This is a genomic window from Desulfotalea psychrophila LSv54 (assembly GCF_000025945.1).
In the GTDB taxonomy this organism is placed as follows: Bacteria; Desulfobacterota; Desulfobulbia; order Desulfobulbales; family Desulfocapsaceae; genus Desulfotalea; species Desulfotalea psychrophila.
On sequence record NC_006138.1, the window covers coordinates 1,819,838 to 1,835,408 of the forward strand.

10 protein-coding genes are annotated in these 15,571 nt (G+C 45.9%); 4 read left to right on the forward strand and 6 right to left on the reverse strand.

Going from position 1 to position 15,571, the window contains the following annotated elements:
- Window positions 1-44: 44 nt before the first annotated feature.
- The 6 genes from rsmI to DP_RS08320 all read right to left on the reverse strand — a co-directional run bounded on the left by rsmI (window position 45) and on the right by DP_RS08320 (window position 11,157).
- Complete coding sequence (gene rsmI / locus DP_RS08295; RefSeq protein WP_011188875.1) at window positions 45-902, reverse strand: 16S rRNA (cytidine(1402)-2'-O)-methyltransferase; 858 nt, start codon at window positions 900-902, stop codon at window positions 45-47.
- 235 nt (window positions 903-1,137) lie between these two features.
- The gene (gene pgaB / locus DP_RS08300) at window positions 1,138-2,925 is read right to left on the reverse strand and encodes a poly-beta-1,6-N-acetyl-D-glucosamine N-deacetylase PgaB (RefSeq protein ID WP_011188876.1); all 1,788 of its coding nucleotides are present in this window, start codon (window positions 2,923-2,925) and stop codon (window positions 1,138-1,140) included.
- The gene (gene pgaA, locus DP_RS08305; RefSeq protein WP_011188877.1) at window positions 2,912-5,359 is read right to left on the reverse strand and encodes a poly-beta-1,6 N-acetyl-D-glucosamine export porin PgaA; all 2,448 of its coding nucleotides are present in this window, start codon (window positions 5,357-5,359) and stop codon (window positions 2,912-2,914) included. Before pgaA ends, pgaB begins: the two co-directional genes overlap by 14 nt.
- Window positions 5,356-5,784 (reverse strand): poly-beta-1,6-N-acetyl-D-glucosamine biosynthesis protein PgaD, encoded by a 429-nt coding sequence (pgaD, locus tag DP_RS08310; RefSeq protein ID WP_041277798.1) that lies wholly within the window; start codon window positions 5,782-5,784, stop codon window positions 5,356-5,358. Before pgaD ends, pgaA begins: the two co-directional genes overlap by 4 nt.
- The gene (gene pgaC, locus DP_RS08315; RefSeq protein ID WP_011188878.1) at window positions 5,777-7,048 is read right to left on the reverse strand and encodes a poly-beta-1,6-N-acetyl-D-glucosamine synthase; all 1,272 of its coding nucleotides are present in this window, start codon (window positions 7,046-7,048) and stop codon (window positions 5,777-5,779) included. The genes pgaD and pgaC overlap by 8 nt, the downstream gene beginning before the upstream one ends.
- 590 nt (window positions 7,049-7,638) lie before the next feature.
- Complete coding sequence (locus DP_RS08320; protein ID WP_041277799.1) at window positions 7,639-11,157, reverse strand: DUF748 domain-containing protein; 3,519 nt, start codon at window positions 11,155-11,157, stop codon at window positions 7,639-7,641.
- A 194-nt stretch (window positions 11,158-11,351) separates the two neighbouring features.
- On the opposite strand from DP_RS08320, the gene cdaA reads away from it, so the two are divergent.
- The 4 genes from cdaA (at window position 11,352) to DP_RS08340 (ending at window position 15,414) form a co-directional block, all read left to right on the forward strand.
- Window positions 11,352-12,143 (forward strand): diadenylate cyclase CdaA, encoded by a 792-nt coding sequence (gene cdaA, locus DP_RS08325; RefSeq protein WP_011188880.1) that lies wholly within the window; start codon window positions 11,352-11,354, stop codon window positions 12,141-12,143.
- Window positions 12,140-13,129 carry a CdaR family protein gene (locus DP_RS08330; protein WP_041277800.1) on the forward strand — a complete coding sequence of 330 codons (990 nt, stop codon included), beginning with the start codon at window positions 12,140-12,142 and terminating at the stop codon, window positions 13,127-13,129. Before cdaA ends, DP_RS08330 begins: the two co-directional genes overlap by 4 nt.
- A gap of 81 nt (window positions 13,130-13,210) precedes the next feature.
- Entirely contained in the window at window positions 13,211-14,563 is a 1,353-nt protein-coding gene (gene glmM / locus DP_RS08335) for a phosphoglucosamine mutase (protein ID WP_011188882.1), read from the forward strand.
- Between the two features lie 254 nt (window positions 14,564-14,817).
- Complete coding sequence (locus tag DP_RS08340; RefSeq protein WP_011188883.1) at window positions 14,818-15,414, forward strand: nucleotide exchange factor GrpE; 597 nt, start codon at window positions 14,818-14,820, stop codon at window positions 15,412-15,414.
- Window positions 15,415-15,571 lie beyond the last annotated feature (157 nt).

Here is a 15,571-nt window from a genome sequence, read left to right on the forward strand (position 1 = left end):
CCTTCAATTCTCAAGCCACCCTCTGTTTATAGATGTCAGCCATCCTATTTCTTATCCTTCCACATGGCAAGGGCCTGCTGGTATACCTGAGAACGGGAGAGGCCAAGGTCCGATGCCAGTTTTCTGGTGGCATCTTTAAGGGAGAGTTCGGAATTGTCGCGGTACCAGACAAGCATCTCTTCAATGTCTTCCCCCGTCGCCTGTTCCTGCTTTTCCGGGTGGATGACGATGACAAATTCACCGCGTACCCTCTGATCCTGAGTTTTTTGGTAGAGAATCGAGAGGCGATCGCACTGTAGTTCCTCGTAGGCCTTGGTCAGTTCCCTTGCCCAAAAGGCCTCTCTGTCGCCCAGTATATCCAGGGCATCGGCCAGCAGGTCATCAACCCGGTGTGGGGATTCATAGAAAACAACGGAGTAATCAGAATCCTTTATGGAGGAGATAAGCTTTCGGCGCTGGCCGCCCTTTGATGGGGCAAATCCCAGGAATAGAAATCCTGAATCGGTGATTCCTGAAGCGGAAAGGGCGGTGGTGAGAGCAGATGCGCCAGGTAGAGGCACAACGGTGATGCCTGCCAGATGGGCCTTTCCTACCAAAACGGCCCCGGGATCAGAGATGCCAGGTGTGCCTGCATCGCTGATCAGGGCAATATTTTCCCCTCTTTGCAGTCTGCCAATCAACTCCTCGCTGCGTTCGTTTTCACGCTCGCGGTAGTAGCTGATAAGGTGGGTGGATATTTCAAAGTGGTTGAGAAGTCTCTTGCTATGCCTGGTATCTTCTGCGGCAATAAGATCGACTTCTCCCAGGATACGGAGAGCGCGCAGGGTGATATCTTCCAGATTGCCAATGGGTGTTGGCACAATATATAGGGTGCCAACACTCTTCTTCAGTTCTTGTGTCATGGTCTCTTCTATGGGGGCTAAAATAGCGGTAAAATATTTAGGGCCTGTCAGAAAATAACATGAACATCTTGCAACTCAGCTTCGGGCCATCTTCGATCGTTTCTCAATCGCAAAATCCTCGATGTAGCCCTGCTACGTCTGTGGTTTTGTTCAATCGGCGCGACCAAATCTGACGCAAACCTGAGCGAAATTTTGACCATCTTATTTTGTAACAGATCCTTAGTTTCTCTGCCCCCTATCTAGCAATAATTGGAAAATTTCGCACGGAAATAGCAGGGCGAATTTTTTCCAGAAGAGGTTTTGCCAGTACTGCACTATCAATTTGATAGCCCCAATTTTTTATACCATATCCGCTTAAGTCCAGGAGTCTCTCTGCTAAACGCTCTCCATTATCGCTCTCCTGGTCGTAGGAAAAAAGGACGGCAATATAGTTGAAAAGAGGTCTGCTTTCAGGTCTTGCCAGCCAGGCCTTGAGGCACTTCTGCTGCTCATCGGTGCGGGCATCAATAATAATATAGTCAAAGTATGTCAGGAGACTTGCCGTCTTGGCCAGAGATCTCTCTTTCATCTGGGCCGGGCTGATGATGACTCCGATATCAAGAAATGGTTGCCACTGTTGAAATGCCTCAACTCCCCGCAGGAGGGTGTTTGTGGGTTTTTTACTCAGGAGCTGTTGACGGAATTTTCTGCTGCTGTTCGGATTCCATGGCCTCTTGATTTCGTTGCCTGTGATTTTAATTGGTTTTGTCGTGCCTGCCAGTATCTCTTCTACGGCCGCATGGTTTTCCACAATAAGACCATCGACAAAGCTATTCTTTCCCATATCTGAGAAGAGGCGAGTCAGTTTCTGCGGGCTATCAGCTTTAAAAAGAGGAGCATCAAGCGAGAGAACAGTCGCGACCCCTGTCCGGGCCCTTGTATACCAAGAGAGGCGGGTGAGCTTATTAAGAAAGAGAGGGTATGTCTGGTTGGTAAAGAGTGCCTCTTTGCCCCTTGGTGTTTGGACAAGCGGTGCGAGGACAACCGCGCTGGGTTTTAAGGACTTGTCCCTGTCCAAAAAGGCACTGTACAGAGGTTCTTTAGGGTCTGTTGTATCAATTATCTCCTCTGTTGGGGCGATAATAAATCGTCTGAGAGGTTGGCTTTGGCTAACGAGCATTTCCTCTCGGAGAATTTCCGTCAGCGGGTTGGCCACCGGGTAGTACCTGGGCACTGCATTAAGTTGGGATATATTGGCTTGAGGCAGATCATCTAAGGTAAGGGCTATCTTCATGCCAAGGTCTGCCGCCACATTTTGGCAGAGGGTATTATAGTTGCCAAAGGGCCAGACCATGACTCTGGGTTTTTTCCCTGTGTACTTGGCTATAAGGTAGCTATTCTTTTTAAGATCATCATAGATGCGCTGTCGCATCTCTTTATCTGTCTCTTTTTGCCCTGTTGCGACCTCGTATTGATGGGCGATGGCTGCGGGTATTTTGCTGCCGTATGCATCTGCTATAATTTCTTTATGCAGACCATAGGAGTGGGAGGCAAGTTCCACTAAATTGGATGCACTGATTTCCTGGATCTGTTCCCAGCTGAGAAAGCGACTCCGGGCAAGGGTGGTGGCCCCGTACTCTACCCTTTCATTTGGGCTTGCCGAGAGCCATTCGCCCACAAGAGCCAGGACAGCAGGATACTTATAGGCCTTGAGTAGTGGCAGTACATGGGTGTAAAAACTTACATAGCCATCATCCCAGGAGAGCAACACCGCCTTGGCAGGCAGTTTCTTGGTGCCTCTTTGGGCCGCAAGAAGATCGTCAACGCTGATCGGATGATAGTCGTTTGCCTTTAACCATTCAAAATGATTAATTAAGGTGTCTATCGTCACCGTATCCGATGTTAGCTGGTCGCGGCTATCGACCACATCATGATAGGAGATAGAGTAGAATGTCTGCTCCTCAGCGTGTGCCCAGCTGGAGGAAGCCCATAACAGGGCAAAACAGAAGAAAAAAAGTTTTTTGAGATAATTAGAATTTCGCATGGATCATCGCATTTATACTGTAATTGGGTTCGTCTTCACCGTCGTATCTGTTCTGTCCGTATTCTGCACCAACGACAGCCTGCCAAAGTGGGTAAAAGGTATAACGGTACTCGTAGCGAAGATGGCCAATGGCACCCGTTGAGAACTCTTTTTGCTGATACATTCCCAGCGAAGCTTCAAAAACCTGGACACCACTTTTATCATAGTGACGATGGAGGAGATGTTCTGCCCGAAAGGTAAGATTACCTGTGAAATCCTGTTTTGGATTAAAGTAGGGGGCATCATCACCTTCACTGTTGGTACTGGCGTCGAGATCAAGGATAAGATCAAGGTCGAATCTGGGTTTGTCAACTATGCGTTGGGTAAGTGCTATTCCTGTCTCCCATCTATTGTTGCTGTCGCTGAAAAAGCCGGCTGACAGGAAGTAATCCAAGCGCCTGCTCTCGTTCCAGCGATAGGAACCAAAACCTCTTACCTTGTCATAGGTGATATTATTATGCAGGGCGCGAAGCGGGGTGTCGTCTGCAAAGAGTTCACCTTCTATATTCCAGGCCCAATGATCGTCCGGGGTCAGGCCGAGGCGAAGGTGACCACCCGCCCTGTTGACGGTGGAGAAATTATATTTAACCAAGGCCAGCATGTTCTTATATTGATCTTGATATCTTACCCCTGTTCCCAGCCGGGTAAAACTTTCCTCTCCTCCAATGATTTCACCCCAGGAATATTTGCCTATCGCCGTGATGTTCCAGTGGGTGTCAAGGGGGACGCTTATGAACTCCGCCGATGCATCCAGGTAATCACCTGAAATAACTGGTCCTTTGCTGTGTCCCCAGGTTGCCTCTGCCCAGACCATATTGCGGGTCGCCCAGTAGAGTTCTCTGTTCAGATCTTTACTGACATTGTCCTCCGGCATGGTTTCTTGCAGGGTTGTGGCAATCTCTTCTGCCCTGTCAAATTCGTGGGTGTCGATATAACATTCGGCCTTTCCTGCCAGGGCATATTTGTCCTGAGGGTTCAGGACCAGGGCCTGGTCGTATATCTTTTCTGCCCTTCTTGGCCAGCCTCGGAAGCGGGCAACTTCTGCCCGGACCACCTGTAGGCCGCTATTTGCCGGGGCGAAATGGGTCATTGGGCTTATGTTGTCCCAAGCCCAGGCCAACTGGTCGCCATAGATACGTGCCTGGATGGCAAGCACCCGGTTGTCAAGATGCTGTTCGTTAGGTCCCGGCTCGTTTGTGTCTAAAAAGTTTATCCAAGGGGGTTCCTGGCTATTTTCCCGGTCTATGACGGCATAGGCCTTACAAAACTCTTCGTTTTCGATATAGGCATAGAAGAGAGAGATTTTTGCATCGTAGTTATCCGGTTCCTGGGCAAGGGTTTCCAGGAAGAGCGGGATGGCCCTTTCAGGATGATGCAGCTCCAGTTGAGCCACGCCTGCTGCCTGATTGGCATATGGGGGTACATCTCCCGTGCTGAGAAGATACTGATGGAGGTATATGCTTGGACAGTAGTAGTGAAGGATATTATAGCTCATCATCATGTCAGCGAGGAGTGCTCTTCTGGTGATCTCATTACCCTCTGAGACGAGACTTAAACCATCCATTTGTAGTATAAGGGCTCTGCTTGCCCAGCGAATAGCCTCTTCTCTGCTGGTTGCAACATCTTCGCACCACTTAAGGAGGACAGCAGCCCGGAGCATGAGCAGGCGTGCCTTTTCATTGCCGTTCGTGGCATATTTTTCAGGGGACCCGATTGCATAGGGTGCTTTCAGGCTTTCCAGGATCAACCTTTTTCTTTGTTTTGCCTCAGTATTATCTGGATCGAGGGTAAGCACCTGCTCAATATCGGACAGGGCAGCTAGCCAGTTCTTTTGACTCAGCTGGAGACGAGCGTCAATACTGTACCAGTCCTTGTTTTTAGGATATATTTTTGGATAGAGGGCTAGGATAGACTGGGCATACTCGGGTCGTTGATTGTCGAGGAGTATTTTGGCCTGACTGAGCAGGCCCTTGGGGTTATGGGGGGCTATTCGCAGCTGTTTTTCAACGATACTGAGGGCGAGATCATTTTGTCCCAGTCTCCGGCACGATTTGATCACAGCATGCCAAACAAAGTCGGGATAGCCTGCGCTATCTTTTTTCAGGTAGAGATCTATGGCCCTTTGGTCCTGTTGATCCCAGCTGAGAACGACGATGAGATCATTGTATAGGGGGCGGTCATCGGGGTGTAGCCGGAGTAAGCGGGTAAGAACCGGGATGTTCTCTTTGGTCTGCCCTGCTCGGGCCTCGACTACTGCCCTTTGCCATTCTGTCCTATCCGCCGGGGAGAGCTGCGCCTGGCAGGGAGACAGGAACGCAAAAAAGATGGAGAATATGACAAAATATATCTGGGCTAGATATCTTCCTTTGGCTTTTCTTGCTTTGGTATTTTTCATAGCTCTTCGTATAAGAAAATTTCTTTGTTTTTTCGGATTTCCTGGGCTCGACTGGGATCAATGTGAAAAAATGTTGCCTCTTCTTCTATTATTATGCTGTTGGTATGCTGCCTCCTCTCTGATTTCCCGTATCTTCTTAAATTATACTGGGCCCAGATAAGGTAAATGAAGAAAAATACCCCTATAATTATGATATAGTTCAGGGCGTTGGCAAAAAATATTTCATTTGTTTCGTTTTGAAAGAACAGATCTAAGGTTGTTTGTCCTGTGAGGAATTTTAAAACGACTGTGTAGACGGGAAACCAGAGGATCATCCATACCAGCCAGCAGAGACCGGTGAACAGGAGGGCAAACCACCGGTAAATTCTTGGCTGTCGTTGGTATGTGTCAACAACAAGCTCCTTTGGGGTTAAAATATTATTCATTGTGTTCTCCCCTGTCAGGGCTGTCCCAGACAGCAAGTTTTCCCTTTTTGCGAATAATGGCCTTGGGAAGTGCCACCACAATTGTAACGGCATTGATAAGCCAATAAATTGCTGGATACCATATGATCCAAAAGTAATAATGAAAAACGTCTTTTTCAAAACGCCGATCTATAAGAAAGCCTGCCAGGAACTGGATTAAGCAGATAAGAGCGATAAGGGCCCCCGTCCAGGTGGGAACAATTGATTTTATCTGTAGGTAATTTGGTAAATCAACGATCTGTCCCAGGATGAAGAGGATGGTGATTGTCCAAACACAGTATGCCCATATGGCGCCTGCCATATACTCGATGGCAATGGGAACCATCCTTATATATCGTATATCCCTGAGCATTTTTCCCAGATATCTCAAGAAAACCTCTGCGCCTCCCTGGGCCCAGCGTAACCTCTGCTTATAGAGCCCTGCCAGTGTCTCCGGCATAAGCACCCAGCAAAGTGCATTGGGCTCGAAGTGGATATTCCAAAATCGCAGCTGTAATTTCCAACTGATATCAACGTCTTCCGTTGCCATATCTGTGTTCCAGTAGCCGACGTCGTGGAGGGCTGCCTTACGAAAAGCTGCAACTACCCCGGAGACGGTAAATATTTTCCCATAGATACGTTGGGCCCTTTTTATGACGCCGATGATGGAGGAAAATTCGCCTATTTGAATTTTTCCTATTAATGTGGTTCGATTGCGGACGCGTGGATTGCCTGTTACTGCCCCAACTCTTGGATTCTCTAAAAATTGTTTTATAAGCCAGTGCAGGCAGTTGGGGTCAAGAACTGCATCTCCATCAATACAGACAAGAAATTCAGCGGAGGCGGCGAGAGAGCCCCAGCGCATGGCAGTGGCCTTACCCTGATTTTCTTTGAGGTAAATGGCCCTGACCTGTGGATAGGTATTGACAAGATGTTTGATCTGCTCTGCCGTGTTGTCTGTACTGCCATCGTCTACAAGAATAATTTCATAGGAGGGATAGTTGAGCTTTGTTAAAAATCCTGTCGTTTCAACGATGTGCTTGCCCTCATTATAGCAGGGGACAATGATTGAAACAAATGGATATTCTGTTAACTCGGGGGTGCGGGTATGGTCCAAGTCCTCTTTTTTTTCCCAATGAAAATAGTAGTATATTGCACCTAGGACCCATATTGGAGACATTATGCATGGGTAGAAGAGAACAAAATCAAAAAGGAATCTGACGACATCTTGTAGTATTTTGTCCATGATTTTTTACTGGTTATTTTGCCTTCTGAGTATTTGATTGTGCCTCAACCGGATTCGGTTTGTTTATGACGAAATAATTGAGCGATAAGCATCACAAATGGCGTCATATTTTACTCACATTTTAAGCTTGTTATCTATTGTAGGCTTTTGAATTTGCCAATTCAAGGGACGAATTAAAAAAATTTCTTGTTAGGTCAAAGGCTTTGTAAGGTTACTTTTCTGTAGGTAGTGCGGTAGATTTGCGTCAGGTTTTGGCGGCCATGATGTCACCCTGTCTGATTATAATATTTGGTAAAATCAAGGAGATGTGGCTGATCTGGTTAGGACAAGGAGAGGGGCCCTATCGTGCTCTTTTTAGGAGAAAACTTAAATTTTTCATCAATGGACAAGTAAAATTATCCAGAACATGACAGCTTTGGCAGGGCCGAAGCCTGGGGCTGGCCTCTCCTGATGAGAGAATGTTGCTGAAAAAGAGGTGCGCCAGGGAACGCTCTGCTACTGTGGTAGCAGAGCGCTATGGAGCTGTTGCCAGGCGTATGGCTTTTCTGGAAGTAGAAGGTTTAATAATGAATGGAAGTTCTGGCAGGGGCTTAATCGTTTTCTCTGGCAGTTAAGTAGAAGTGAGCCTTATTGTCTGATTTTTCTGTGAGCTTATCTGCGCGTATTACTCTCACCCGCTCTTTTGCCAGCCCTAGTTGTTTGGTAAAAACATTTGCTATCATCTCAGATCGTTGTTGAGCAAGACTTAGAAGCATCTCGTGGCTGACATCGACGGGCTCTGCCTGAAGAGGAATGAAGATATTTTCCTCAATGAAGCCCTCCTCGTCTGTTGCTAGTTCCGGGCCTCTGCGTTCAGCCTGCCAATTAGCCAAGCGTTTTTTGTTGATGGCCTCCACTCGTTTGCGCTCTGTCGTGGTGAGTTGCTCCTGTAGCGCTTGGCGATCTGCCTTCAGTGATGCCTCGCCTCTGATCTGAATATTGATAAGGGGGTAGGCTAAGAGAAATTTTTGCAGGCGGATCAGGGTGTGCATGCCCTTTTCTGAGAGACTTATTTGGCCGAAACGAAATAGCATGGAACTCTTGTCTATAAGGTCTTTAAAACTCTTGTCTGCCACTAAAAACGGTGAAATTTCACTTTTTATCAGGAGTTTATTGATATATTTTTCTGTCTCTTCCAGTAGAGTTTTTTCGCTTGTTCCCTTTTGAGTCTGGCTTAAAATTGAAATTTTTGGATGACTGTTTTGCCCCTGCAGCAGGGCCATAAGGAGAGTAAGTCGCTTGTCTTTGCAGGATGGCGATATAAATTCTATATCTGTAATTGTGCTTGATTTCTGTCTGTTTTCTTGTCCGTAGATCTTTGCGTTGAATCCCCTGGCCAGAGTTTTTTCTCGGAGGAGACGGGATTGCTTGGCGAAAAGTTCTGGCGGGATATCTGTCAGGCGCAGGGTGTATTCGTTACTGGGCCCAGGTGCGAATACCTGCATATTTCCATGAATAGTTAGAGCTGTCTGCTTTATTTTTCCGCTTGCCTTAAAGGTAATGGGCCCTTTGTTTTTCGAATCAATGGGCTCAATAGTGCCGGAAAAGTTTGTTATCTTTTCTCTCCATGTGGGTGACATGCGCTTATCATTGATTGTCAGAGTTCCAGCTGTAAAGGATATTTTTTTGATATTGATAAACTGCCCTCTCTCTTCTTCCTGTTTCCCGAGGAGGTTGGCAAAAGCCTTTTCAGCCTTCTGGTAAGGTGGTGGGGAGTTAGATTCTCTGTCCCAGCTGATAAGAGGTTTTTCGATATCTATGCTGTCCATCTTTAATGCCCCGCTTGCCCTGTCGTATTGAATCTTTTTAAAGGAGGCTTTTTGCCAGGAGAAACGTTTATCCAGGCCCGTTTTGATGGAGCCATTTTGGGCGATAATGTCTCCTTTGAAGGAGGTATTGGGCAGTATGAAGCGTCCCTTACCAGAGAGGCGTGCCGTACTTTTATGAAAAAGAGCTTGTGAGCTGAAATAGGGTAGGACCGTTTCTGCCTTAATGGTAGAAAATTCTGTTTCTAGCCAGAGGGAGTAGGGGGTAAGTTTTGTCCGCCCTCTGCCCTGTAGGGATCCCCCATCTATGGTTTTTGCCGAGATCTTAATGTTATCTGTATTTATCTGCTTTTCGTTTAACCTGTCCGTTTTTAAGCTGAATGAGGCCAGCTTGATTGTGGGCTTGTTTGTTTCTGTGAGCGTTCCCTTACCCTTTATCTGTAGGGAGGCAAGTTTTATATGATCCTGGCCGGTGGAGAAATTTCTGAAGAGGACAGGGAGCTTTTTGTTATTAATGTTGAGCGTCGCCCTCTCTATGGAGATATCTCCCAGTGTTCTGTTCATGGGAGACAGGTTTACCCCAGACATGGTGACTATGGGGGCTGTGAGCCAGTCTTTGCCCCTATCCTGTAGCACTACACTGTTGAATTTGATCTTGCCTTCGCCCAAACGCAGAGAGAAAAGAGAGTTCTTGTCCCCGGTGATATCCAGCTGTCCGCTGAGTATGCCTCTGCCGTGATCGCCTTTTCCTGAGGTAATTCCTGCATATTGAAAAAAATCATTAAGGGAAAAATTTTTCAGTTCGATTCTACCCTCGGCACTCTTCTTCTTGATCTTGCCCTGCCAAGAGAGCTGAGCTTGGGATGTCTGGGCCTCTATATTTAATTGGGCGGGGGAGGAGTCGTCGCTATTGCTCCAGTTTTGCAGGAAGAGGTTGATTGTTTTTACCTTGGCTTCCTGGCCAAGACTTAAGCTGCCATTTTTTATAGTAATTTTTTCTACTACGACAGTCTCTCTCTCCTGCTGTCCTGCTTTTTCATCTGGCAGGAGTATGCCTATATCTTTAATGGCGAAACCCTTTGGTAGCTGTAGGCTTGGTTGCTCCAGTTGAAAATCTTTGATCAGGGTGTTTCTTGAAAGAGGTTGGAATTCAGCCCTTATTTGAGACCTTGGAATATTGATGCTGGCCTTTTTTGAATTATGGCGCAGAGTAATATTGGTTGCCGTAATGTTCATGCCCAGAGTAAGGGTTTCCACCGAATTTTCTGTGGAGTTGAAAAATAGGTCAATGGAACCTGTGCCAAGACCGCTTTTTATTTCAAAGGGAATATGAAGGGGCAGGTAGCTGAAGTAGAGGGGCAGATCAAGATCTTTTACCTCGCAGCTAATTCGGGAATCTTTCCCATAACTGTTTTTGCTGAAATGAATGGGACTGCCATTAATAATGGCAGAAAAATACGGTTTCGTGGTGATCTCTGTTCCGGAGTCGAAGTTGTTTATTGTTGGCAGGGATATTTTTATATCCTTGCCATGGTGTGTTTGTTTTCCAGGAATGTCTTGGAAAACAAAGCTTCCATTTTCCATGACAATATTATTAAAAGAAAATAAGAAGAGAGACTCTTTTATAGCTGCAATATTGGTTATTAATTTTCCGTTTTTATCCTTGAAGAGAGAGCCGAAATTATAAAGATTAGCCCCCTCTTTTTTTAGCGCGAGGTGGACTCCATTGAGTGTGCTCCTTCGGCTGGTGAATTTCTTATGGAGTAATCCCAAGGGCTCAATTGCGGTGGAGAGGCTGTCTATGCTAAGGAGGGGGGCTTGGTGGTTGTTGGCACCAGGTTTTTTTATCTCTGCCTTTATTATTGAGATTTCAAAGGAAAATGGATTTGCCTTTACCTCTTCAATTTCAAGTTTGAATTCGCTGTGGGCTGCGACATATTCTGGCAGGACATTTTTAATATAGTAGGGGACAGCAAAAAAGCCCAAGAGAGAGTAACTGGCCAAGAGAAGGGCCAATGTGAAGAACAGTATGGGCAGGGCCCTGCCCCTCTTTCTCTTTTTGGCAGGAGGGCTCGAAGGAGGCTTTGGGCTATGGCCTGTCTTTTTTATCTGTTTGCTGGTTTTTTTTGTACGTGTTTCTGGTGCGTCTATGGAAATAGAACCAAAGTCATCAGCCATAATAAATATATTAATGTGTTGGTGATAGAGATATAGCCCATCTGTATGAAATAATAAGCTGAGATGGCGATAAGAGATATTTTCATTTTCAATGATATTAATGCCCTGAGTATAATCGTTTTTCAAGAAGAAATGTTTGTTTGAGGAAAAAAGAGTGATAATTATCTAAAAAAAGGACAATTCTAGAAAAAGTTATGCTATACTGAGTTGTAAGTTGTGGGTGCTTTTTTTGTTGTTAATTAACAGGGAAAGCCCAATTTATAATGATCCTTTGACTCCTATGTTCTCTCTGTTGAGAGACGACAACAATTTGAAAAAATATGTTTGATATTGTGCGTTATTTTCGCTGGCAGGATATATTAGATATTCTGGTTGTCGCTTTTGTGATTTATCAGTTGATATCTATTATTCGTGGAACCAGATCGGTGCAAATGGTTGTAGGGCTTGGTGTTCTCTTTGTTGTCTACGCTATGGCTTCACTTCTCGATCTTTCTGTGCTTACCTGGATCATGCGTACCTCCTTGAGTTCTCTTTTTCTTATCATTATTATTGTCTTTCAGCAGGATATTCGTAGAGCCTTGACCCAGGTTGGGCAATCCCCCTTTCAAAAACATGCCGATGTGGTTGAAAAAGATCTCGATGAGGTAATACGTTCGGTTTTTTATCTCGCCAAGCGTCGGATTGGTGCTCTCATTGTTATTGAACGGGAAAACGGTTTGGGGGAGTACGTGGAATCGGGCTTTATCCTCAATGCTAAACTGTCAAAAGAGTTGCTTATATCGATATTTATGCCCGTTTCTCCTCTGCATGATGGGGGGGTGCTCATTAGCAAGGGACGAATTGAACATGCAGGTTGTATCTTGCCGCTTACGCAAAATCCCTATATAAATAAAAGGTATGGCACAAGACATCGGGCCGCAATTGGCATATCAGAGGAGACCGATGCTGTTATACTTGTGGTCTCTGAGGAGACCCAAGAGGTGTCCATTGTTCAGTATGGCTCCCTGACTACTATCAATGATGAGATGAGTTTGAAAACGAATTTGCGGGCAATTTTTTTGGACAAGAAGAAACAAAACTCCTTTTGGCAGGATTGGGTGGGACGAAAATGAAAAATACATGGCAACAGGTTAAAAAGGTTGGCATCGTCCACCGTTTGTTGAGCTTTTGGTCGAGAGATTGGTTTCTTAAGGTTGTCTCCATCTGGTTGGCGATTGTTCTGTGGGTGCTGGTCGGTGGAGAGGATACCATTGAAAAGACGGTGAATGTGCCCGTGGAGATCATAAATCTCCCCCGTGGTCTTGTTGTTTCCAACCAGTACAAGAAAAAGATAGAGGTGTCCCTTACCGGACCACGATCGGTAATTCTTGATATGGATGATCGAAATATTGTTCGTCAGGTTGATCTCTCTAAGGCAACGCCCGGGACAATGGTGGTTAATAATGATGTTGATCATATTGATGTGCCGCGTTCTCTGACCGTTCAGCGGGTTCAGCCACCCTCCATTATTCTTTCCATCGATAAACTTGTGCAAAAACAGTATGCCGTTGTGGCCAATACGGTGGGAGATGTGGCTCCGGGGTTTGAGGTGAAAAGTATTCGGATGAATCCAGAGTATGTCATGATAACTGGACCTGGGAGTGTCTTGAGTCAATTAAGTGCTCTGCAGACCTCTTATATTTCACTTGATGGTTTTCGCCGTTCTGAGCAATTACAGGTGCCTCTGGATTTGAGTCCTGCAATTGTCTCTCTTATTGGAGAAACTTCGGTTACGGCAGATATTGTAGTGGGTCTTGTGGTGGCTGTTAAGACCGTGGAGTTACCGCTTGTCGTTCAAGAAAAGGGTCTTAGTCTCTTGCCTAAAACGGTTTCGGTGACCGCTTCTTTTCCCCAGATTTTGCTGGATAAGGGCAAGAAGGCAAAAGATTTGCTGGTTGCCCATGCAGAACGATATGGACAGACAGATCAGTTTAATGTCATTGTAACATCTCAAAATAATGAGGAATTCCCTGTTAAAGTTATTTCTGTGCTTCCCCGGCGAGTAAGTGAGGGAAAGGCCAAGCTTTTAAGGGCGACCACAAAAAAGAAGAGTGAGTAGGGAAGGGACATTTTTTTACTCCAATCTATTTGCTCCTCAAAAAATATCGATGTTATAAGGCTAGAGAGAAAAAGGTTAAGTATGCGAAAGTTATTTGGAACAGATGGAATCCGTGGGGTGGCTAATGTCCATCCCATGACCATGGAAATTGCCATGCAGGTTGGGAGGGCTATTGCCTTTCTGGTAAAGAAAGAAAATTATCGTCATCGTATTGTTATCGGTAAAGACACCAGGCTTTCTGGTTATATGATCGAAAATGCCATTGTGGCGGGTATCTGCTCCATGGGTGTTGATGTGCTTTTAGTGGGCCCTCTTCCCACCCCGGGTATTGCCTTTATTACCACCTCCATGCGCGCCGATGCGGGAGTGGTCATCTCGGCCTCCCATAATCCCTTCCAGGATAATGGTATCAAGATTTTTTTTAGTGATGGCTTTAAATTACCGGATGCCATGGAACTGAAGATAGAGGATTTGGTTCTCTCCCAGAGAATGTTGGCTCTGCAGCCACTTGCAGAAGAGGTTGGGCGGGCAAGTAGAATTGATGATGCCAAGGGACGCTATATTGTCTTTTTGAAAAATACCTTTCCTAAAAAGTATACCCTGGATGGTTTTCATATTGTTATTGATTGTGCCCACGGGGCGACCTACGGTGTTGCCCCCCATGTCTTTGAAGAGCTTGGGGCAAAGGTTACTGCCCTGGGGATTGAGCCCAACGGGCAAAATATCAATGCGGGTTGCGGTGCACTTCATCCTGAACTCATGGCAGGAAAGGTTAAAGAGCTGGGGGCGGATATTGGTCTTGCCTTTGACGGTGATGGTGATCGTCTCATCGTCTGTGATGAGCATGGTGTCGTTGTTGATGGCGATCATGTTATGGCCATCTGTGCCAAGGAGCTTCTTGCCCAGCGAAAGTCCAAGAAGAAGACTCTGGTGGCAACGGTGATGTCTAACATGGGGCTTGAGGTTGCCATGAAGAAAATGGGTGGCCATCTGGTTCGTGCGGATGTCGGCGATAGGTATGTTGTCGAGTGTATGCGTAAAAATGGCTATTCTTTTGGCGGAGAGCAGTCAGGGCATCTGGTTTTTCTAGAGCATATGACCACCGGTGACGGCATCCTTGCCGCCCTGCAGATTCTTGCTATTATGAAAAAACGTAAGAAAACTCTGTCAGAGCTTGCCCAGGTTATGCAGAGTTTTCCTCAGGTACTCAAAAATGTGCGTACCGCGAAAAAAATATCCGTTGATTCCATTGTAGGCTTTGCCGATGCGGTGAAAAAGTATGAGATGCAGCTAGGTGATACGGGTAGAATTCTTGTCCGTCCTTCGGGCACAGAGCCCGTTATTCGGGTGATGGTCGAGGGGCTGGATAGCGCTGAAATAAATGACATTGCCGATGAACTCTGTGAACTTATTCGGCGAGTCAGTAACTCCTAAATTGGTGTGAGGGGTGCCTGCGCATGAACGGCACCTCTTTCCTCCATTCCCTTTCCAATAATATTAGCCCTCTCCTTGCAAAAAAGAGCTAGCAATGATGGAATCTCCCTCTTTCTATTCTTGACATTGTAAGAGAGCTACTTATTGTTCGCTGAAGTCTAAAAGAGATAAAGTCATTGTTATTTCCCTTCCTTGAAGAGGCGGGCTTGTGACTTTAAATACACCGTTCTTATGGTTTTGATAGAGGGAAAATAGTGAACGAAAAAGTAAAGAAAGAAGAGCTTAAAGAAGAGCAAGAGGGTGTTGCTGAGGAACTGATCTCTGGTGTAGCAGATTCTGCTGGCGAAGAGGTGCCTGTAGAGAAAACTCTTGAGGAGCAACTTGCAGAAGCCAAGGCTGAAGTAGCACAGCTTCATGATTCTATGTTGCGCATGGCCGCTGAAAGTGAAAATTTCAAAAAGCGTATTAGGCGCGAGAGTCTGGCAACCCTGAAATATGCCGGTGAGAATATCTTTAAAGTGCTGCTTCCTGCCGTTGATAATTTGGAGCGTGCTGTTGCCCATGCGGGTGCAGATGGTACAACTGCTGAGCAAGGTTTTCCTGCTCTGCGGGAGGGTGTTGAACTTACCCTTAAGAGCCTTGTTGGTATTCTTGAAAAGTTTGAGGTAAAGGCCGTAGATAGTTTGGGTGTGCCCTTTGACCCTGCTCAGCAGGAAGCTCTGACCATGGAACCAAGTGAAACTGTGCCTGCCAATCATGTGACCACTGTTTTTGAAAAGGGTTATTATTATAAGGATCGACTCTTGCGTCCGGCAAAGGTTGTTGTTTCTTCGGGGGTATCGGTTGGTTAGATGCTGTTATCTGTCTTGAAAAGGCAAATCTTTAAGAAAAATGAGAGATGATGGGGCTCTTTTCTTGACAAATAAATGAAGATGACAACATTGTAGTCTGTTAAATAAAGCGGGATTTACTAGCACGAATAGAAAGGGCTAGTGATCTGATACGATT